Annotated in this window: 16 protein-coding genes and 2 rRNA genes; 2 read left to right on the forward strand and 16 right to left on the reverse strand. The window is 43.7% G+C overall.

Translation table 11 applies throughout. The annotated features are described in order from the left end of the window. Positions 1–539: 539 nt before the first annotated feature. The 14 genes from DESDI_RS12235 to DESDI_RS12300 form a co-directional block, all read right to left on the reverse strand. Positions 540–1,601 carry a cytochrome c3 family protein gene (locus DESDI_RS12235; RefSeq protein WP_015262929.1) on the reverse strand — a complete coding sequence of 354 codons (1,062 nt, stop codon included), beginning with the start codon at positions 1,599–1,601 and terminating at the stop codon, positions 540–542. 275 nt (positions 1,602–1,876) lie between these two features. Beyond that, entirely contained in the window at positions 1,877–2,062 is a 186-nt protein-coding gene (locus DESDI_RS12240) for a hypothetical protein (protein WP_015262930.1), read from the reverse strand. 163 nt (positions 2,063–2,225) lie between these two features. Beyond that, complete coding sequence (locus DESDI_RS12245) at positions 2,226–2,489, reverse strand: glutaredoxin family protein (protein ID WP_015262931.1); 264 nt, start codon at positions 2,487–2,489, stop codon at positions 2,226–2,228. Between the two features lie 92 nt (positions 2,490–2,581). Continuing rightward, positions 2,582–3,568 (reverse strand): DnaJ C-terminal domain-containing protein, encoded by a 987-nt coding sequence (locus tag DESDI_RS12250; protein WP_015262932.1) that lies wholly within the window; start codon positions 3,566–3,568, stop codon positions 2,582–2,584. Positions 3,569–3,834: 266 nt separating this feature from the next. After that, the gene (locus tag DESDI_RS12255) at positions 3,835–4,098 is read right to left on the reverse strand and encodes a hypothetical protein (RefSeq protein ID WP_041219464.1); all 264 of its coding nucleotides are present in this window, start codon (positions 4,096–4,098) and stop codon (positions 3,835–3,837) included. Between the two features lie 77 nt (positions 4,099–4,175). Beyond that, complete coding sequence (locus DESDI_RS12260; RefSeq protein ID WP_015262933.1) at positions 4,176–4,970, reverse strand: methyltetrahydrofolate cobalamin methyltransferase; 795 nt, start codon at positions 4,968–4,970, stop codon at positions 4,176–4,178. Positions 4,971–5,129: 159 nt separating this feature from the next. Next, positions 5,130–6,452: a TRAP transporter large permease gene (locus tag DESDI_RS12265; RefSeq protein ID WP_015262934.1), complete on the reverse strand. Its 1,323-nt coding sequence runs from the start codon at positions 6,450–6,452 to the stop codon at positions 5,130–5,132. Further along, complete coding sequence (locus DESDI_RS12270) at positions 6,449–6,964, reverse strand: TRAP transporter small permease subunit (protein WP_015262935.1); 516 nt, start codon at positions 6,962–6,964, stop codon at positions 6,449–6,451. Before DESDI_RS12270 ends, DESDI_RS12265 begins: the two co-directional genes overlap by 4 nt. Before the next feature lie 73 nt (positions 6,965–7,037). Continuing rightward, positions 7,038–8,171, reverse strand: a complete 1,134-nt coding sequence (dctP, locus tag DESDI_RS12275; RefSeq protein ID WP_015262936.1) for a TRAP transporter substrate-binding protein DctP — start codon at positions 8,169–8,171, stop codon at positions 7,038–7,040. Between the two features lie 56 nt (positions 8,172–8,227). After that, complete coding sequence (locus DESDI_RS12280) at positions 8,228–8,899, reverse strand: DUF1638 domain-containing protein (RefSeq protein ID WP_015262937.1); 672 nt, start codon at positions 8,897–8,899, stop codon at positions 8,228–8,230. Positions 8,900–9,142: 243 nt separating this feature from the next. Then, complete coding sequence (locus DESDI_RS12285) at positions 9,143–10,534, reverse strand: sigma-54 interaction domain-containing protein (RefSeq protein ID WP_015262938.1); 1,392 nt, start codon at positions 10,532–10,534, stop codon at positions 9,143–9,145. 497 nt (positions 10,535–11,031) lie between these two features. Beyond that, the gene (locus DESDI_RS12290) at positions 11,032–12,183 is read right to left on the reverse strand and encodes a uroporphyrinogen decarboxylase family protein (RefSeq protein ID WP_015262940.1); all 1,152 of its coding nucleotides are present in this window, start codon (positions 12,181–12,183) and stop codon (positions 11,032–11,034) included. 105 nt (positions 12,184–12,288) lie between these two features. After that, positions 12,289–12,924: a corrinoid protein gene (locus DESDI_RS12295; protein ID WP_015262941.1), complete on the reverse strand. Its 636-nt coding sequence runs from the start codon at positions 12,922–12,924 to the stop codon at positions 12,289–12,291. 65 nt (positions 12,925–12,989) lie between these two features. Continuing rightward, positions 12,990–13,799, reverse strand: a complete 810-nt coding sequence (locus DESDI_RS12300; protein ID WP_015262942.1) for a methyltetrahydrofolate cobalamin methyltransferase — start codon at positions 13,797–13,799, stop codon at positions 12,990–12,992. Positions 13,800–14,321: 522 nt separating this feature from the next. Here DESDI_RS12300 and DESDI_RS12305 point away from each other — a divergent pair. Together DESDI_RS12305 and DESDI_RS12310 are read left to right on the forward strand one after the other, a co-directional pair. Continuing rightward, on the forward strand, positions 14,322–16,319 hold the full coding sequence (locus DESDI_RS12305) for a hydantoinase/oxoprolinase family protein (protein ID WP_015262943.1): 1,998 nt from the start codon (positions 14,322–14,324) through the stop codon (positions 16,317–16,319). Between the two features lie 88 nt (positions 16,320–16,407). After that, positions 16,408–16,725 (forward strand): DUF6951 family protein, encoded by a 318-nt coding sequence (locus DESDI_RS12310; protein ID WP_015262944.1) that lies wholly within the window; start codon positions 16,408–16,410, stop codon positions 16,723–16,725. 1,012 nt (positions 16,726–17,737) lie between these two features. On the opposite strand, the gene rrf is transcribed toward DESDI_RS12310, so the two are convergent. Next, positions 17,738–17,854, reverse strand: a 5S ribosomal RNA gene (rrf, locus tag DESDI_RS12320). Between the two features lie 138 nt (positions 17,855–17,992). Next, positions 17,993–21,063 (reverse strand): 23S ribosomal RNA (locus tag DESDI_RS12325). Positions 21,064–21,163 lie beyond the last annotated feature (100 nt).

A 21,163-nucleotide genomic window follows, 5' to 3' on the forward strand; every position in this document is an offset into this window, starting at 1 on the left:
GAGCCCAACCATGTAAATACATTCTACACTCGGAAGTGGTATTAAGTAAATAATTTTAATATTCAAAAATTTTAAAAAGGACTGGTAAACACTTGCGTAATAGGTTACAATCTAATTGTGGAATGCACTTACTATCACAATTAAGTGAAACTTAATAGTTTAAGTTTATCATTTCACTCCTCCTCAATCTAACCCCTCTGCTCTATGCCCAGCAACTTGTTGGGCTTTTTTTATTTAGAATTTTCTAAGATCTTTACGAATAGAACTTCTACATTCGGTTATGTTAATAATGAATCTTGAATATTTCCCAGATAGTTGATCTGCATGACAATCATGACGGCCATCATGATTATCATGGCAATGAAGTGACTTTCAAATGAGAGCACTTACCTAGAAGAGGCTGATGCAAAGCGTTTGTGGACTATGCATCGGCCCCTTTTTGTGAGTACCGGATATGCGACAAAAATAATCTCCCTACTGAAGAATTATCCTTCAATAGGGAGATATTTATATTCTTCTTATGCTTTTACTTTAGCTCTTTACTTTGCTGCATCCGGCAGTAGCTTGGTAATCAGATCGATAGCCTCTTGATTGGTAATCTCAATCTCTGGTGTCTTAGGTTTATCACCTAGCTTATCATAAGGGAGAGCGCCAAAGCTGTGATCCTTAGTAAAGTGTCCTCGAGCATCTGTGGGATTCTTCCACATCATCTTGTCAAGATCAAAGGATTTCCCTTCATGGCACTGAGCACAGATAGCTTGGGGTTTATCAGCTTTGAGTAATTGACCGCTGGCATTCGCCTTATGGGATTCGTGACAGGTCAAACAGGTCATCGAAGTACTTTGCCCATGCTTGCTGGCAAAATAATTTCGTGTTCCATAGTGGGTGTTAGCTGTCCATACCCCATCCTTATTCTTACTTGGATTGCTTTCATGACAGGTATTACATGCGTTGACAGCAGTCTTTGGATCCATGGTTCCTTTCTTGGTAGTGGCACTTACGTGATTTCCACCGGGGCCATGACAGGACTCACAGGATACCCCATAGTCTTTAGAATTCACTTCAATACCTGGGGCGTGACAATTGCCGCAGGTGAAGCTTTCAGCTGTATAATCAGGCTTACCATCCTTATCCACATCAGTACCTTTAGCCGGCTTGATGACATATTTTTCTCCTGACTTCTCCAGGGCAGCTACACGGTAAACCTTCTCACTAAACCCTTCGGGAGCTTTAGCAATGACGTAATGATCCATCATTACCCCATAGACCAGATCCTTATTGGCTAGATCAAGGTTCCCAGTCTTATCCGTAGCCTTCGGATCAAAGAGCTTTATTTCTCCTGCTGGCTGGGTTAAAGAATAATCTGTGAGGGGCGTAAAGGCTTTCGCGTGTTGCGATTTAGCAAAGTTGCCATGGTATTCCGAGTGACAGCCTTTGCAGCTTTCGCTACCCACATATTGAGCTTCAGCTGGTGGTTTCACAGGCTGATCTGTGGCAGTACCTGTGGGTGGCGGGGTTTGATTCTGCGTTTTGCAACCAACGAGTACCGTGATAACCAGTGCAATCAATGCTAGTCCGAGTATTATTTTCTTGGATTTCAAACTACCTTCCTCCTTTAAACGTATTCCTTTTCCTAAAATATAGTTTGATTAAGCATTGTGGTTAGTTTGTGCGTTTTACGTAATCTTATAAATATTTTTTAAAAAAAATAATACCCACACCAACTTTAGGCATGAGTATCGAAATAAAAAATCCCCCCTTCGTGACCAGTTATCTTGTAATACAACCAGTTCACCTAAAAGCGGGAGATTAAGAGCTCCAAGGAGCATAGTTTGTTTCGCTTATTATTCAATTTCATTATCATACAATAGCTGATTTAATAGGCTAAGCTACTTTGGCTGACATCGTTAAATACTTGGTATTCAGAGACCAAAAAAGTTACAAATTTATATTTTTCATTCTGCAAAACGGCATACCTTTCAGCTTCTTGCTTACTGATAAATATTCTGTCCACCGAACTAACAAAGTTAGTATCCATGCTCTTAACTACATAAACCTTCATACCTATCACTCCTCTTCTCTATTTCTTACCCATATTATATTACACATTTTTTCAATACTATGAATATTTCCTCAAACGGATGAAATTTGAGCTTTTCAGGTTCGAAATGAGGGGTGAACGGTTAGTATTAGGGGAACTCCTACTTTACGGAGTTCCCCTAAGCTCAAGGTTCCAAGGCTTTTTCAAATACATTGCGGACGATATCCTTTGTAGCAGCTCCCTCATGAACCTTTATTCCATTAACAAAATATGTTGGAACATAATAGTAGGAATACTGCCTTGATATCTCCGGGTGAAGTTGTTCGTCAACGATAGTAAACGCTACCCTATCATAATGGACATTTTCAGCCTTGAGCTCTTCCATCCAACGAAGCGCTTCTTTGCAATACGGACAGGATTCCAAAACAAACATCGTAACTGGTTTCATCGACTTCACGGCCCTTCACTTTCAAATGAATTGTGGATTATTAGATACCTCAACCTCATCATTATCTATAGCCAATATTCCCTCATCAAGGATTAATTATGATATCGTTCGGCAAGAGCACGAAGATCATCCATCTCGTCTGCACTCATCTCCCTAGGAAGAACAATGGAGATTTGCGCATAAAGATCCCCGGCTTGATCAGGATTCTCTAAGCGAGGCATTCCTTTCCCTTTAAGGCGCAATTTTGCCTTCGCTTGAATTTTTGGAGGGATTTTCATAAGCACTTCTCCAGCCAAAGTTATGATACTCACCTCGCCTCCCAACGCTGCTTTGTAGAAATCAACAGGAACCTCAGTTGTTAAGTCATCTCCTTCGCGGTCGAAGAAAGAATTCTTTTCCACAGTAATCAGAAGATAAAGATCGCCATTGGCTCCACCACCATACCCGGCTCCGCCCTGCCCTGCTAATCTCACTTTCGACCCTGTACGCACTCCTTTGGGTATCTTCGCCTGAATTCGTTTATCGTCAAAGTCAATAAGCCGAGTCGTCCCTTGATACGCCTCCTCAAGGGTTACACTAACTTCCAATTCCAAGTCTCGACCTACTTGTGCACGGGCTGCGCGGTTGCTTCGTGATTGACCAAAAGGATCTCCCCCACCAAAGATCGTTGAGAAAAAATCCGAAAAATCTCCAGCACCTGAGAAACCACCACTAAATCCCCGATCACCAAATCCCCTGTCTCCAAAGATTTCGGCAAATTCTTCAGGAGTCATCGTCCTAGTCTGAGTTCCCTCACCAGGTCGAGCTTGCCAGCGATTCCAATCAAATTCGCCCCTACCCCCACGCTTCTTCCAAGCATCATAGTTTTGTTTTAACTCATCGTATTTACTGCGTTTTTCAGGATCGCTGATGGCCTGATATGCCTCAGTGACTTCTTTGAACTTTTCTTCTGCCTCTTTATTGTCTGGGTTGACATCCGGATGATATTTTTTAGCCAATTTTTGATAGGCCTTTTTAATAACCTTGTCCTCCGCATCGCTGGATACACCAAGAATAGCATAATAATCTTTAAAATCCATAAGTCACCCCTCATCTCCATAATTGAAAAATAATTTGTTAGATACGTTTGCGCTTACTCAATTCGCAACGTATCATTGGTTATATTATAGATTTTTTTCTCACAAAGGTCAATAATGGTCAGATTTTTCCCCAAACTGTGTGCGAGCCTTGACGGTCTCCACAGAATTCCACAAAAAGTTTTCACCAGTGAAAAAAATAGAGTAGGGAAACCACTTTCATGGCTCCCCCCTCATCAAACCGCACGTGCCCTACTATGGCATACGGCTTACCAATTAACTTTTGTCGTTGATTTAGGTATATGATGCAATACGCCAAGCATAGTGCATTTTGCGAACAAGGTCAAGAGTGTAACATCTTGACCTCTTTCTTTTGCTCGTTGGACTGTTCTATCTTGATTCTCCTTAGCTTTTCGGGTCATCTTTTGAATATACTGTTCAATGGTATACCCGAATTGCATGCTGTAATGCAGCCAATGTGCTGGTACTAATCCTATACGAGCAAAGAATTCGTTATTCCATTTAACCTTCATGACGTGACCTTTTCTCTGGTTTGGATGGTGATGCAACATTGCCACTCTTGTTCTTTGGCGTGTGTAGTCATCTTTATCTAGGCTTTAATTCTACCGGCCCTAACACCCGAAATATAGTCCATGCAAAAATCATCTTGACCGGCTAAGGCCTCTGTTGCAGCCAATAAGGACATCATATTTTGATCTAAAGGATCAAGAATATAAGTGTCCGCTCCCTTTATTGCGCTCACAACAGCAAAGACACGATTTATCAGCTTTCGTTCTGGGAGACCATGAGATATGTTGGACAATCCAGCAATGATGTGGATATCCGGATATTTTAAATGGAGTTGCTCTGTGCTTTGCAAAACCTCCAACCCATATTGATTATTTACACAGATGGGTTTGACGACAGGATCCAAATAGATATCACTATCAGCAACCCCGGCTTCGCGCAGACCGCTAACAAGTTTTTCTGCTACGGCAAGCCTCTTTTCAACGGTATTGGGCATTCCCGAATTATCCATGCATAGAGCCACTACTTTGGGTTTGTACTTAATAATGAGAGGAAGGACTGCTTCCCATCTTTTTTTCTCTGCGGAAATTGAATTAATCATCCCTTGTTGACGGAAACGTGATAATCCTGCTTCAAGCGCTTGAGGATTAGGACTGTCGATACAAAGAGGGATGTCTACAACCTCTTGAATTAGATCGACAAGCCAAATCATATCGGCTACTTCGTCTCCACCGTGGGCAGTGATTATGTAAATGAAGTTCGCCCCCGCCTCAGCTTGACGTCTGGCAATGTCTTGTAAATACCCTTGATCTCTTTGTTCAATAGCAAGAGCGATCGCCTTCCGTGTGGAGTTGATGAGTTCTCCCACAATAATCAAAAGCCACTAACCTCCTTTCCCTTCCAACCCAAATCTTTTATCTTTAAATTGTATTTGAATTATGAGATTCGACTTACCACAGTTTCCCTTGCTGATTCCTAGTAGTTAGAAGGGACATCCCAAGTATACTAGGGATGCCCCATTTTATTTAGATCCCAATTAGTACATTATACTTGGTAAATAAGTGATTATTTGAGGGAAGATACAGAGGAGAATGATTGCCAAGATTTGCAGCCCTAAGAAGGGGAAAGTAGCGCTATACACTTCTGAGATATTGATATTCTCTTTGGCAACTCCCTTTAGGTAAAAGGCCGCATAGGCAAAGGGCGGTGACAAGTAGGAAGCTTGAATAAGCACTGCAAACATAATGGCAAACCATATCGGATCAAAGCCAAGAGCATAAACAATCGGGGTAAAGACGGGAATGCCGATCAACAACACGCCGTAGGAATCGATAAACATACCCATAATGAGTAGAATAATAGCAACTACAGCAAAGATTACCCATCTACTTACATCTAAGCTGGTGACGAAGTTGGTAATTACTTGTGCTCCGCCTAAGCCGAGGAATACTGCTGTGAACATGGAAGCAGCGAGAATAATCCACATGATCATGGCGTTGGTCTTCATGGTCTCAAAGCATGCCTCTTGGATCATCTTCCAGTTTAAACGTTTATAGGCAAGAGCAATGAACATAGATCCTACACAACCCAAGGCTGCCGCCTCTGTCGGAGTAGCTACTCCTTTTAAAATTGAGCCAAGCACCAAGACGATCAAGCCTAGGGTAGGTACAATAGTTTTAAGGATTAAGATAAGCTTATCGCGAGTGGAATATTTATCTGCCTCCTCTTTAGAAATCGGCGGCCCCATCTCGGGATTAATTAAGGTACGGATAACGATATAGGCCAAGTACAATCCTGACAAGAGAAGTCCTGCTCCTATGCCCCCTGCAAAAAGTTTGCCGATAGAAATCTGAGCTTGAGCTCCATAGATGACGAGGATAATACTTGGAGGAATGATTGTTCCCAAACAACCAGCCGCCATAATCGTTCCAAAGGAGAGCTTGCGGTTGTATTTATACCGCATCATGGTCGGTAAAGCCAGCATGGTCATCATGGTGATGGAGGCACCGATAATTCCGGTAGCCGCCGCTAACAGGGTACAAATAACAACAGTTCCAATGGCTAATCCCCCACGAATCCGGCCAAAGATAATATACATAGATTCAAACATATCATCGGCGGCACCGGACCGTTCGAGGATACAACCCATGAAGATAAAGAGAATACAGCTTACATAGCTAACATTAGAACCAACATTTAAAATGGTACGATTAAACAAGTTCAAGACACCTGGATTATCCCACATAGTAAATCCGAAGATAACTGCAAGACCCCCAAGAGTAAAGGTGAGGGGATAACCCAGCAACAATACGACTAAGAACCCCATGGCAACGATAATTAATGCTGTTTCTGGCGTCATACCTCTTCTCCTTTCACCACATAGATGATATCCCTAAGCAGTTTGGCTATACCTTGGAGAGCCAGGAGAAAAAAACTCAGTGCAAATATTGTCTTTGATGGGGCGATAGGAGGTCCCCACATGGAGAAAGTTCTTTCATCAATCGACCAGGCAAAAAATGCATTCTGGGTAGTTTTCCATAAAAGCACTCCCACAAACGGAGTAAAAATAAAACCGAAGAAAACGATGTCAATAATAGCTTGCCACTTCTTTGAGAGTCTGCCATAGATAATATCTGTACGTACATGCTTGCCTTCTTTTAAAACCCAAGCTACCCCAACCATCCAGCTTACGCCGGTAAGCATGGTCGCTAATTCCCAACTCCAGTCGGTGGGGGATTTTAAGATATATCTGCGAACAACTTCGAAAGCCTGAAGAGCAACAATTAGCAAAACAATGTAGCTAAAGGATTTTGCTGTAAATTCGCTAATTTTATCAATGCCCTTCAAGACTTTGGCTAGTTTTTGTACCATAACTTTCCCCTCCTCATACGGTGTATACAAAGGCTACCGGAGGGCAGCCTTTGTATACACCAGTCTTGAATTGCTATTTTTCCAGTGGGTAACCAAGCTGTTGCTCTGGAGTTAAGCCTGCTCCCCACCATGAGGACATGTCTTTATAGGGATACCACATTTCTTGGAATTCATTGATGGAGTCATAGACTTCCGCAGTTAAGCCGCCATATTTCGCAGCATCTTCTTGTTCGATCTTAACCATTTCTTCTCTAGCTTTGATAAAGTCTTCTTTATTCATCCGGATGAACTCCATGTCACCGGATTCTTGCAGCTTCTTCATGGTTTGAGCACTTTCATATTGGCTCTTGGTCCAGTGTTGTAGCTCACGAGCTTTGAAGGCCATTTCTACAATCAGCTGTAGATCGGGTGGTAATGAGTTCCAAGCATCTTTGTTAACAACAACGGTGGTTGCGAAATGGACATTCCAGAAGTCAGGATAAATCCCGTATTTGGAAATATCTACAAGGCCTAGACTCTCATCGTATTTAAGGTGACCAAATTCCGCGGACTCCACGGCGCCTTGAGACATGGCTGTAAAGACTTCTTCAAGGGGCATGGAAATACCGGCAACGCCATACTTAGCGATCATGCGGGGGTCAGAGGTCCTCATCTTGTTCCCTGCCATATCAGAAAGACCCTTGTAGGGCTTCTTCGACATCATCACTTCACTACCCCAGATCTCCAAGCCAACTAATTGCAGGTTCAGCTTATCAAAGGCTTTTTGACTTAGATCCCAACCACCATGCTCATACATCCAGGTCCATTTATCCATGGCATCCATACTCATACTTCCCGTGCTGAGAGGAAGCAGTGCATATTCAATCCCTTTGGCGTAGATAGGCCAGCTGGAGTGCATCTCGAATACTCCATCACCGGCGGCTTGGAAGCCTTCTGAACTGCTGGCAAAGGTTCCATTAGGAACCACTTCGATTTTCAAGCGACCATTGGACATCTTATAGATATCTTCAGCGGTTTGTTTATTCTGTTCAAAGTCACTTTGACCGGTAGTATGAATTACTTGCATCTTCCAGTTAAACTCCGGGGTAGCTTGCATTCCGCTTGAAGCTGAACCAGACGCTGGAGCAGTTTGAACTTTAGCACATCCGGTTAGCATGAGGGCTGCAATAACTGCGATACCCAATGCCTTTTTAAAAACCTTTTTCATTCTAATCCTCCTCATATTAATTCTAAAAATATTATTTTATTGAACATAAACCGTTTTTACAAATTCGGCGACGCGAACCTCTCATCGGTTAGTGCCTCACCTTTGACGACAATAAAATCTTTATCCCAGGGCCCAAAAATGAGCTTCTGCAGATAATCCAAGGAACCCGTCATCTCCTCGTACCGTAAGTTAAAGAATCGTGCAAATTCCTTGATGTAATCCACTGCGAGCTTGTCATCTAATTCTGAGGTTTTAATATACACTGTTCGTACATAGTTCGCTAAGAGAGATCTGATGGTCCATTCAGCAGTCTCCTCGTCATACTTTTCCACTGTCCTTTTATACTCTTTTAAAGGATCTTCTCCCACCTCTGTCCAGCCCTTGGTAAAATAGTAAGTGCCGGGATAAAGTTTAAATTGTTCAAAATACTTAGCACGCTCACCTAGACTTAAACCTATGCAATCATCAATTCGGGGAATAATCATCGTTTGATGAGGTCGTGCTCGAAGTCCAATAACTGCTCTGCTGCATAGCCCATAACCCAAAATGATTAGATTGTAGTGGGGGTTCTTGTCGATAACTCCTTGAATTTCTTCAGTAAGTAACTTAGGAGTTCTATGCAAACCCTGCTCAAGATAAATCGTTTCATAAGGAAGATCTCCGAGCACCTCCAGCTGGTCTTTTAGTACCTTACAAGCAATGACTAACCCGTTGGGGTTTGTATGCAAAATAGCCCTCCTTTCGTTAAGAATACAAAGTATTATAATAACTTTCTCCTTCCTTATAACTAATGCAATTTTTATGCCAATTCTAAATTCTCAGATTATTTGGGATTCGGAAATCTCCTTGATTCTATTTAGAATCACTGATCTGGTAATCAAATCGTGTTCGACATCCCCAAATCGCTCATAAAGAGCGCAACCGGAGGGTGATTCGATTAATAATCGCTAAGATTCCACTGATAATCGTTTTTAAGACTGTGTTGTGCTAGCTTTTATAGCATACTTTTTCATCTTCTTAACTAAGGCAGATTGGCTGATTCCAAGAAGTTTAGCCGCCCGACGAGTGCTATTTGTCATTTGGTAGGCTTCCGTAATCATCTTTTTTTCTTCATATTCCAGATATTCATTCAGTAAAGCGGGCTTCCTGCCACTTTGTCTCAAATTTGCCAAAGAAAGTTGGTCGATATTTTCTTCGCCGATACAATCTGCCCGACTTGTTACAATAAGTCTTTCGATCATATTCTCGAGTTCACGAATATTTCCGGGCCAATCATATTCCAGTAATAGACCGATAACATCCGGATGAATCCACTTTTGCAGACTATAATTTTTATTAAAATGATTAAGGAATTCTGTCACCAAAGGTAGGATATCATCTTTGCGTTGTCTTAAAGGGGGAATAAGTATCGGAACCACCTTTAACCGGTAATAAAGATCTTCACGAAACAGCTTTTCTTTGATCATTTCCTCAAGATCGCGGTTTGTAGCCGAAACGATACGAACATCCAGCTTAATCGCCTTTTTGCCTCCTAGTCGAACAATTTCTTTATCTTGAATAGATCTCAGAATCTTAACCTGTAAATCAAGGGGTAGCTCCCCCACTTCATCTAAAAATAAGGTACCGCCATTGGCCAATTCGAATAGACCAGGTTTTCCATCTTTTAATGCCCCTGTAAAAGCGCCGGAATCATACCCAAAAAATTCCGACTCGATAAGACTAGGGGGAACAGCCCCACAATTGATTTTTATGAAAGGGCCTTTAGAGCGTTTACTGGCTCGATGAATGAGCTGAGCAAAAAGCTCTTTCCCAACACCCGATTCCCCCAAAATTAAGACTGTAGAATCGACTTTGGCCACATAGTGCGCCATATCAATTTTCTCTTGCATTTGGGGATTTCTTGTAATGATCTTTTTAAAGGGTTGCTGGGAGCGAAAATGCTCTAATTCCTGCAAATAGGTATCTTTCTCTTCTTCGAATTTAGCTAATTGACTCTTTAATTTTTCAAGTTCTGAAACATCCCTAACTGCAGTCACCACAAGGCTAATCTCCCCAGATTCATCAAAAATTGGATTGCCCGTAAAAAGAAATTCTTTACTATTACGTATATCGATAACATTTACCCTGGTTTTTCTTTTCAGAACCATTTCAGTCACTGAAATGTTCATATAACCTTCCTGAAGCAGAACCCCAACATGTTTACCCACGAATTCTTTGGCCGTAATTCCTGTCATACGTTGGTACGCTTTGTTAGCCCGAACAATATAGCAATTTGCATCGGCAACAACAATACCATCATCGACCGAATCTATTATGTCATTTAGTTCCTTGTTGAGTTTTTGCGCATCTTGCTCTATTGCCATTGAAGCCACCCCTTTTAAGAATCCTCATATCAAAAATTTCTAAAAATTGAAAATATATTAAATAATTATTCGACAAATATCTTTTAAAGCCTTTAATTGTCGACACAATAAAAATATTCTGATTACTTATCTCAGAGAAAGATTTCTTAAAAGGCATTAGTAGGGCTTACGATACGCATGGATAACTTTATTTTATCATTACGAAAGCATACCGATTTGTTCTCTTCCACGGAATGCAATACATAGATTGGTAATCCTAGCTGACTTACCGTCTCATAAACAAATTGTGATATCTTTTGCACTAGTAGCTCCTAATTCGAATGCCATATCTACATATTTCGACAATTTCAGCTTCCTCCTTCACTAGATCAACACTAAAGCTAGGACATGTGGCCAAAGGGACGTTTCGCGTGGCTCAAAGCCAAGCGAAGCGTCCCCTTTTAATAACAATTTCCAATGCTATTAAATTTCAGCCATTGCCCTTAATAAGTAGTTTTTTAGTATTTACAATTGGCTTGGAAGGTTTCCCACATAGCGATAAAGTTTTCGATTGGCACATCATCCTGTACATTGTGAACAGTCGAGAACACAAAACCTCCGTCCTTAGCAAATGCATCAATGTTTCTCTTGGTTTCCTCTCTAACTTGCTCTGGTGTTCCGTTAGGCAGGGTGAACTGAGTATTGATACCACCACCCCAGAATACCAAGTCTTTACCATAGGTGCTCTTCAAATGTTCGGGACTCATATTTGCAGCTGTGATCTGCACAGGATTGAGAATTTCAAATCCTGCTTCGATAATATCAGGTAATGCCGCTTCTACAGAACCGCAAGAGTGCAAGGTTATTTTTATATCACCCTTGGACTTAATATAATCATTTAACTTCTTATGATAGGGGAGAATCATCTCTTTGAGGATTTTTGGAGAAACAAAGGTTCCTCTTTGAGTACCAAAATCATCGGCTTCACAGGTAACATCAATCAATCCACCATAGACTTCAAAAATGTTATCATAAAACTCTATTTTCTTTTCCAGCAAGGTATCCATGAAAGGAGTACAACGCTCCGGCTCCGCCACAAGCATAGCCAGCCAATTTTCAAATCCCCAGATCAAAGGACCCATCTGTAAGAAACCGTTACCAAACTGCTCCGATATAGTAGTAGCGTATCCTGCTTTTAGATATTCTTCTAATTCCTTACGTCCCGCCATATCAAATTTCGGTGGTGTAGGCCAAACAAATGTCTTATCGTCCTCCTCATCCTCGGCATCTTCCAGAACGCACCCGGCTAAGTCATAGTACAAGCCGTTTTGCTTAGGCATTCTGTAGTGGGTTCCCCAATCATTAATAAAGTGGTTATATTGCTCATCTTCCCACTTCTTTGCATAAGGGCTCTGAACCTGTGGGATCGGTTTTATTCGTGCTGCCCGAACGTCACAGCCTAAAAGGTCCAGCACTTTATCCGAAGCGTAAACAAGTTGATAAGGAATGTGGCACATTTCAATGTGCTCTTCTTTAATCCCGAAGTAATCCAATAGCTTTTTATAAAAATACACAGTAAATTTACATGAGCATCCGGCACCTAAATCAAGAGGTATCTGGTCCGGTTCCTTATGATTTAGAGCAGTTAAAAGTCTTTCGCGACTATCCATCTCCATCCCTCCATAAATTTAATATTTACTCACCGCATAGACAAGTCAACTAACCTTCAGATGGATTTAAGGCCCCACCTAAAACAATCTTCCTTAATTGCCTGCTTAGCTAGCCAATTTTTTAGCTATAGCTGCGGCTGTTGCTGCATCTGCTGCAAAGGCATCTGCTCCGATAGAATTAGCAAATTCCTGACTAATCGGTGCCCCACCCACCATGATCTTGACTTGTTCATGCAACCCTGCCTCTTTGACGGCTGCTACTAATCTTTTCATAGCTGGCATGGTTGTGGTTAACAATGAAGATAAACCGATCAGGTTGCAATCAGGATTTTCCTTGATAGCTTCGATTAATTTTTCTGCAGAAACGTCTACTCCGATATCGATTACTGTATACCCTGTGCTTTCCACCATCATTGCAACAAGGTTTTTGCCGATATCATGTAAATCTCCTTCAACTGAACCAATTATAAACTTACCGCATGATTCGCCTTCATTTTCACCTAAATGGGGCCTTAAAACTTCGACGCCAGCCTTCATTGCACGGGCTGCGACAAGCATTTCCGGAACATAAATTTCATTGCTTTTAAACTTCTCACCAACAACACCCATGGCATCAATCATGCCTTGATTTAAAATATCAAGGGGACTGTAACCTTCTGCTAGGGCTTGTTCAACAAGCTCTAAGACGACTTTTTTCTTACCCAATTCAATCGCATTGGAAATCTCCTGAATTTTAGACATCTTAATCCCTCCATCTTTTATAGGTCTATTTTTCTATAACCGACTTTAATCCCTATACTTTAAGTTTAAGCTTTTGGCAATGGTCCAATAAGGCCCTCTCTGAAAGCAGAAATATACTCTAAACAGTCTTCATCCACTTGTAGTAGCGCTTCAGCCGCATACATCATCCCTAATAAATCTCTGTTCGTAGGATCCATGATGGCACTATCCATGCCGGCGTTCATAGCTAAAACCAAGAATGTCTGGTTAATTAGTTTGCGAGCCGGCAAACCAAAAGAAATATTACTTAGACCGCTAGTGATATGAACGTTTGAATAGCGTTTTTTAATTTCCTTAGCACATTCCACAAAGGTTGCTAAAGCCGATTCTCTCGTAGCTAAGGTCTCGACCAACGGATCTATATGCAAGCGAGATGGATCGATATTGAACTCTTGCGCCCTCTTCATAATATTTTCAAAAACTTCTAAGCGTCTTTCTACAGAAGTCGGTATCCCTCGGTCATCGCAAAGTAGTGCAACACATTCCCAATCTGTTTCGGCTATTACAGGGAAAATAGTATCTATTTTATCCCCTTCCATCGATACTGAGTTGACTAATCCCGGCCTTTTACAGAAGGGCAAAGCAGCTACACAAGATTGCGGACTTGGACTATCAACACAAATAGGTAGATCCGAAACCTCCTGCACCAAGTCAATCAGCCATTTTAATGTCTCAACCTCAGATTCTACTTCAACCGAGGCACACACATCGAGATAATGCGCACCTGCTTCCATTTGCCTCTTAGCACAATCACGAATATAGTTTTCATTTCTTTCGCGAATGGCTTTTCCCATTGATGGAATCGAGCCGTTAATCTTTTCGCCAATAATTATCACGAATAAATCCTCCTCCCCTTATTCTAGATGTATAAAACAGCCTCCTCCCCATATCAACAAAAGGAGACTAACTTGGATGGACGGGTACAAATTTCCGATAGATTAATTGTTACCCCTTCCTTCTCTGTTTAAAGTCACATATAATTATTGCAATATTCATGCCAACGGAAAATTCAGAGTATTCAATACTTTGGCGAAGACCCTGATTAGGATAATAATCACCTGTATGCTGTTAATGTTAAGCTTAGATGAAGAACCCTTTCATCATTCAGCAATTTAATAGGTGATTACTAATGTGTTCATCTTGATAACCAATGGAATCAGTAGCCGCTTAGGCCAGTTTCTCTAGAATAATCGAATTGTACCAGGAAAACACATTAAGCTCTGTCATTGCATCTGTGGTATGCCCTGTACTTGCAGGAAAATCTTTACCCACATGAAGGAATAAATAAGAAAGGAGAGAATATCTAAGAAACTACCACGGGGATTGACCAAAAGTAATATATAACTGAGGAGGCATCTATGAGAATTGGAATCGGAATTGATACCGGAGGTACCTACACCGATGCTGTTATTTATGATTTTGATCAAAAAGAGATTCTGCATTCGGCTAAGTCCTTAACAACACGCGACAACCTGTCTAAGGGTATTGGCGGAGCTCTTGACGGCCTCTCTAAGGATCTATTAAAGCAGGCGGAACTTGTTTCACTTTCGACAACCCTAGCCACCAACGCCTGCGTCGAAGAGAAAGGCGGTCGGGGTAAGCTGATTTTCATTGGAGCCGACCGAGAAGTGGTGGACCGGACAGGGAAGCTTTACGGGCTACCGGATTCCAGGGAGATATTTTTCGTTGAAGGGGAGGTCAGCCTTAGCGGAGAAATTGTGAAGGAACCAGATTGGGATAAGTTTGTTAAAGACTGCAAGGAACAGCTCAAAGATGTCGATGCAGTCGCCGTCGTCCAACAGGCAGGGGTTTGGAACCATGAGTGCGAGACAAAGGCCAAGGTATTGATTGAGAAAAACTATGGATTAAATACCATCTGCGGCCATGAGCTGTTTAGTGATCTAAATTATATCAAACGTGGAGCTAGCGCCCTGTTGAATGCCCGCCTTATCCCTGTCATTGCCGAATTCCTTGAATCTATTAAATATGCGCTGGAAGCAAGGGGTATCAGCGCCCCCGTCGTCATAGTGAGGGGTGACGGCAGCCTGATGTCCGAACGCTTCACAACCGTACGCCCGGTGGAAACCCTTTTGTCTGGTCCTGCAGCTAGTGTAAAAGGCGGTGTAGAGCTGACCTTAGAGCAGGACTGTTTGATTATCGACATGGGCGGTACGACGACTGACCTTGCCATAATCCAGGACGGTATTCCCGTTAAGGCAGAGAACGGCGTTGCTGTCGGGAAATGGCGTACTTTTGTCAAAGCAGTCTATATCGATACCTTCGGGCTCGGTGGAGACAGTGCCATTAGATATAACCGCTTCGGCACTCCCATCGAACTACTATCCGCCCGCGTGGTACCCCTGTGCATAGCTGCTGCAACATGGCCCATAGTCACCGATAAGCTTGAACTTTTGGTTAAGTCTGGAATCAGCTCAAGTAATGACGCTGGCGACTTTTTCTATCTGGTTAAGGAGCCTACTAATCCATCTTACTATACGGAAATGGAGATGGCTCTTTGCCAAGCCCTAAAGACCGAACCGCGTATTCCCTCCGAGCTCGCGGCAGAGCTCCAAATCAAGCCTTATCAGCTTCCCTTAGAAAGGTTAGAAAAGGAAGGCATCATCATGCGTTGCGGTTTAACTCCAACAGACATTATGCATGTCAAAGGTGATTTCGACCGCTTTGATCGCAAGGCTTCGCGTCTCGGCGTCGAATATGCGGCCAAGTACTTACGTATTACTGCGGATCAACTTGCCGATCTAGTGTATGAAAAGGTCAAGTTTACTTTGTATGCCAATATCCTACGAATAAGCTTAGCGCATACATACCCGGACTTTAAGAGTAAAGGAGTTCCCGTTGAATTTGACAGGCTGATCCGCAAAAACTGGGATGCTGCAAAAACGTCGATGAATAAAAATCTACTTAATGTAGATTTTTCCATCCCCTACACTCTCGTAGGAATCGGAGCACCTATTCATGTCTTCCTTCCGGATGTTGCCAAGGCTTTACATACTCACTATGTAATCCCCGAAAATGCTAGTGTGGCTAATGCCCTTGGTGCAGTCGTAGGCAATATTTCAGCAACAACCGTGGTGGAAATTCATCAAGAACAAGACCAACCTTATATCGTCTTTGGTAAATCACGCAACTACTATACTATGGATATGGACGAAGCCCTGGAGCTAGCCAAGACCGAAGCTAGAGAAGTTGCCCGGATTGAGGCTTTAAACCGAGGAGCGGTAGGAGACATCATCGTGACCCTTGATATAGAAGGTGCCGCATTTCCTTCTAAGTCTCTCGATTCTGTCGTCACTATAAAAGTAAAAGCAACAGCAAACGGACGGATCCTCATATAGTATGGGAGTTGAATGATGACTTAGAGCCTAACAAATCGCATAATTAGTTGGAACCAATTTGCTTTTAACAATAAAAAAGGAGGCATTTATGACGAAAGTAACTATCAATCCCGGTATCTGCGGCTTTATTACGAAGGTTGAAGCTTCAAGCAGAGATGGAGAAGAGGTAACACTTAAAGTCGCGTCAGACTGCGAAGCTGTACAAAAGATGATGAAGGAACTGGGAGACACATTTGATGCTTTTGAGTTATGCTTGACCAAGCCTGGCAATGGGCCGTTGTTTGGATTCGCATCTCAGCATTTTCCGGTTCACGCTGCTTGCCCTGTTATTGCAGGTATTATCAAGTGCGCCGAGGCTGAATGCCAATTAGCCCTCCCTAGAAATTCCGAAATCATTTTCGAGTGAGTGAGTCGCTGAAATTAGCCATATCGTTCTTATTTCATCTTGTTTGCAACTAAATTTGGGCACAACAAAACAAGCCTTCGCTCTTAGGCTATTTAAGAGACCTCTTAGATAGTTTTTAATGTATGAAGGGGCTACCAGTTCGTTCATTCTGTATTTTGGCATGGAGCTTATTCACGTTATAGCCCAAGCATAGTAGAGTATTATAAGGATAGCGTGCTCTTTACAAGCTTTGAAGTGGGAAGGGTGTAATAATGGGAAATTAAGAGGATGTAAAAAACAATTTGGTCGTAGTGCAAATCTTTTTGTAAATAGCGATTTACACCGTAAAGGTAGCGATTTGAATATTTTGTTGAGATGGCTTGTGCGAATGGAAAGGAAGAGGTCCTCTACGTAGCTACAGGTGGTGGACATACAGCAAATGTTTAGATGATAACGTTCCTCCTGAAGACGATGGATTCGTTTATCTGGCAAAACGAAATGCGGTTGAGCATTTCGCCACACTGCGTCCCCTGACGCATACTCCTGCATTGTGGATATTACTTTCCCAGGTACCCCAGAGCATCATGCACTTCGTCATCTTCGTTTTCACTTTAGTGAAAAGCAAAGAGACCATCTAAACGATGGTCTCCTGCATTATCTGGCAACACGAAATGCGGACGAGCATTTCGCCACACTGCGTCCACAGGCGAATACTCCTGCAGTGTGGATATTACTTTCCCAGGTAGGCGGCGCGTTCAGTATCATTTTTCCACAGCCCGCACGCCGCGTAACAGTCCACCGGACTGTTACGTCTGCGGTCCAAGTATCATCAGCCCTGGAGGTCTTAACTTCCGTGTTCGGGATACGAAACAGTCCAGTGGACTGTTTCGGCCAAGCCACACGGCCATATAAACATGCTACGTGGCGCCGGCCAAACGGGTGGAACTGACCCCAAAACATCATGCACTTCGTCATCTTCGTTTTCACTTTAGTGAAAAGCAAAGAGACCATCTAAACGATGGTCTCCTGCATTATCTGGCAACGACTTACTTTCCCAGGACCCTGCGGTCCAAGTATCATCAGCCCTGGAGGTCTTAACTTCCGTGTTCGAGATGGGAACGGGTGGAACCCCTCCGGAATAATCACCAGATCGTTGAAGTTATAGCGTCCCTCTCGGGACCCTGTTCCCTCAAAACTACACAGATCTTATATAACTGTAAACTTTAGATTCCATCTTCCTCACTGCAGATTTGAGCCCTTCAGTGAGTCACCTTTCATGGCGTCTTGTTAGGTCAAGCCCTCGACCTATTAGTACCCGTCAGCTCCATACCTCGCGGCACTTCCACTTCGGGCCTATCTACCTGATCATCTTTCAGGGGTCTTACCAGCTTATGCTGTGGGAAATCTCATCTTGAGGCCGGTTTCGCGCTTAGATGCTTTCAGCGCTTATCCGATCCGGATATAGCTACCCAGCTGTGCCTCTGGCGAGACAACTGGTACACCAGTGATCCGTCCAACCCGGTCCTCTCGTACTAGGGTCAGTTCCTCTCAAATTTCCTGCGCCTGCGACGGATAGGGACCGAACTGTCTCACGACGTTCTGAACCCAGCTCACGTACCGCTTTAATGGGCGAACAGCCCAACCCTTGGGACCTACTACAGCCCCAGGATGCGATGAGCCGACATCGAGGTGCCAAACCTCCCCGTCGATATGGACTCTTGGGGGAGATAAGCCTGTTATCCCCAGGGTAGCTTTTATCCGTTGAGCGATGGCCCTTCCACTCGGTACCACCGGATCACTAAGCCCGACTTTCGTCCCTGCTCGACTTGTTGGTCTCGCAGTCAAGCTCCCTTCTGCCTTTACACTCTTCGCGCGATTTCCATCCGCGCTGAGGGAACCTTTGGGCGCCTCCGTTACTCTTTAGGAGGCGACCGCCCCAGTCAAACTGCCCACCTGACACGGTCCTCAACCCCGATTCAGGGGTCTAAGTTAGAACTTCAGTACAAAAAGAGTGGTATCCCACCATTGACTCCACCAAGGCTGGCGCCCTAGCTTCTTAGTCTCCCACCTATCCTGTACATTTCATACCAAAGTCCAATGTCAAGCTACAGTAAAGCTCCATGGGGTCTTTCTGTCCTGTCGCAGGTAACCCGCATCTTCACGGGTATTACAATTTCGCCGAGTCCCTCGTTGAGACAGTGTCCAGATCGTTACGCCTTTCGTGCGGGTCAGAACTTACCTGACAAGGAATTTCGCTACCTTAGGACCGTTATAGTTACGGCCGCCGTTTACTGGGGCTTCAATTCAAAGCTTCGCCTTGCGGCTAACCTCTCCTCTTAACCTTCCAGCACCGGGCAGGCGTCAGCTCCTATACTTCTCTTTTCAGATTGGCAGGAACCTGTGTTTTTGATAAACAGTCGCCTGGACCTCTTCTCTGCGGCTCTATTGCTAGAGCACCCCTTCTCCCGAAGTTACGGGGTCATTTTGCCGAGTTCCTTAACGAGGGTTTTCTCGCGCGCCTTAGGATTCTCTCCTTACCTACCTGTGTCGGTTTACGGTACGGGCACTCTCTTGCTCACTAGAGGCTTTTCTTGACAGCTTGGAGTCGGTTACTTCGCTACTTGTTTTCGCTCCCCATCACCTTTCAGGCTATTGTGAGACGGATTTGCCTATCTCACACCCTAAGGGCTTGGGCGTGCTCAACCAACGGCACGCTTAACCTATCCTTCTGTGTCACCCCATTGCTCAAACGCTTAAGAGTGGTACTGGAATCTCAACCAGTTGTCCATCGCCTACGCCTTTCGGCCTCAGCTTAGGTCCCGACTTACCCTGGGCGGACGAGCCTTCCCCAGGAATCCTTAGGTTTTCGGCGGGTGAGATTCTCACTCACCTTTTCGCATACTCATACCGGCATTCTCACTTCCATCCACTCCACACAACCTTACAGTTGAGCTTCTCTGCTGATGGAACGCTCCCCTACCCCTGGAACGGAATTATTAAACCCTTAGCCTTTCTTTGGAGTGTTTACTCTCCTTGAGCCCCCGAGGACATTTGGAAATTTTGCTCTTATTTAAGCTTTTGTCTTCCTCATCGGAAGCAAAATTCCTGATGCAACTCTCTTCTTATGCTCTAATCTAAAGACTTAATAATTCCGTTCCAAGCCATAGCTTCGGTGATACGCTTGAGCCCCGTTACATTTTCGGCGCAGAACCACTCGACCAGTGAGCTATTACGCACTCTTTAAATGGTGGCTGCTTCTGAGCCAACATCCTGGTTGTCTATGCAATTCCACATCCTTTTCCACTTAGCGTATACTTTGGGACCTTAGCTGATGGTCTGGGCTGTTTCCCTTTTGACTATGAAGCTTATCCCCCACAGTCTGACTCCCAATCTAAATTCTTGGCATTCTGAGTTTGATAAGGTTCGGTAACCCGGTAAGGCCCCTAGCCTATTCAGTGCTTTACCGCCAAGAATCATCAATTGAGGCTAGCCCTAAAGCTATTTCGGGGAGAACCAGCTATCTCCGTGTTCGATTGGAATTTCTCCGCTACCCACAGCTCATCCCCTGCCTTTTCAACGACAGTGAGTTCGGGCCTCCAGTGAGTTTTACCTCACCTTCACCCTGTCCATGGGTAGATCACACGGTTTCGGGTCTACAGCATGTAACTAATCGCCCTATTCAGACTCGCTTTCGCTCCGGCTCCGACTTCTCGTCTTAACCTCGCTACATACCGTAACTCGCCGGTTCATTCTACAAAAGGCACGCCATCACACCTCAAGGGTGCTTTGACTGCTTGTAAGCGTACGGTTTCAGGTTCTCTTTCACTCCCCTCCCGGGGTGCTTTTCACCTTTCCCTCACGGTACTGGTTCGCTATCGGTCGCTAAGGAGTATTTAGCCTTGGGAGGTGGTCCTCCCAGTTTCCCACGGGGTTTCACGTGTCCCGCGGTACTCAGGATACCCTCACAGAATGTCTTTCTTTCGCTTACAGGAGTGTTACCTTCTTTGCTCGACCTTTCCAGATCGCTTCAGCTAGAAATTCATCCCTAAAAGAGGGTCCTACAACCCCGATCCCCGAAGGGTTCGGTTTGGGCTCTTCCCGTTTCGCTCGCCGCTACTCAGGGAATCGATTATTCTTTCTCTTCCTCCGGGTACTTAGATGTTTCAGTTCCCCGGGTTGTCTTCTTAAACCTATGTATTCAGCTTAAGATATCCAGATATGACTCTGGATGGGTTGCCCCATTCGGATATCCACGGATCAATGCATGCTTACTGCTCCCCGTGGCGTTTCGCCGCTCGCCGCGTCCTTCTTCGACTCTTAGCGCCTAGGCATCCACCGTACGCCCTTAGTAGCTTGACCAAACATTTTTACGCCGCCACTTCTAGGTTTTAGATGTAATCCTAATTTACAGTTATTTCTTCTCTGTGCAGTTTTCAAAGAACAACAATCCTTTGTCCAT

The sequence above is a fragment of the Desulfitobacterium dichloroeliminans LMG P-21439 genome (assembly GCF_000243135.2).
GTDB classification, from domain to species: Bacteria; Bacillota; Desulfitobacteriia; order Desulfitobacteriales; family Desulfitobacteriaceae; genus Desulfitobacterium; species Desulfitobacterium dichloroeliminans.

Excerpts from the sequence above, each read along its gene's own strand:
- DESDI_RS12240 (WP_015262930.1), bottom strand. The coding sequence starts at position 2,062 with ATGAAGGTTTATGTAGTTAAGAGCATGGATACTAACTTTGTTAGTTCG.
- DESDI_RS12245 (WP_015262931.1), bottom strand. The coding sequence starts at position 2,489 with ATGAAACCAGTTACGATGTTTGTTTTGGAATCCTGTCCGTATTGCAAA.
- DESDI_RS12250 (WP_015262932.1), bottom strand. The coding sequence starts at position 3,568 with ATGGATTTTAAAGATTATTATGCTATTCTTGGTGTATCCAGCGATGCG.
- DESDI_RS12255 (WP_041219464.1), bottom strand. The coding sequence starts at position 4,098 with ATGAAGGTTAAATGGAATAACGAATTCTTTGCTCGTATAGGATTAGTA.
- DESDI_RS12265 (WP_015262934.1), bottom strand. The coding sequence starts at position 6,452 with ATGACGCCAGAAACAGCATTAATTATCGTTGCCATGGGGTTCTTAGTC.
- DESDI_RS12270 (WP_015262935.1), bottom strand. The coding sequence starts at position 6,964 with ATGGTACAAAAACTAGCCAAAGTCTTGAAGGGCATTGATAAAATTAGC.
- dctP (WP_015262936.1), bottom strand. The coding sequence starts at position 8,171 with ATGAAAAAGGTTTTTAAAAAGGCATTGGGTATCGCAGTTATTGCAGCC.
- DESDI_RS12285 (WP_015262938.1), bottom strand. The coding sequence starts at position 10,534 with ATGGCAATAGAGCAAGATGCGCAAAAACTCAACAAGGAACTAAATGAC.
- DESDI_RS12290 (WP_015262940.1), bottom strand. The coding sequence starts at position 12,183 with ATGGATAGTCGCGAAAGACTTTTAACTGCTCTAAATCATAAGGAACCG.
- DESDI_RS12295 (WP_015262941.1), bottom strand. The coding sequence starts at position 12,924 with ATGTCTAAAATTCAGGAGATTTCCAATGCGATTGAATTGGGTAAGAAA.
- DESDI_RS12305 (WP_015262943.1), top strand. The coding sequence starts at position 14,322 with ATGAGAATTGGAATCGGAATTGATACCGGAGGTACCTACACCGATGCT.
- DESDI_RS12310 (WP_015262944.1), top strand. The coding sequence starts at position 16,408 with ATGACGAAAGTAACTATCAATCCCGGTATCTGCGGCTTTATTACGAAG.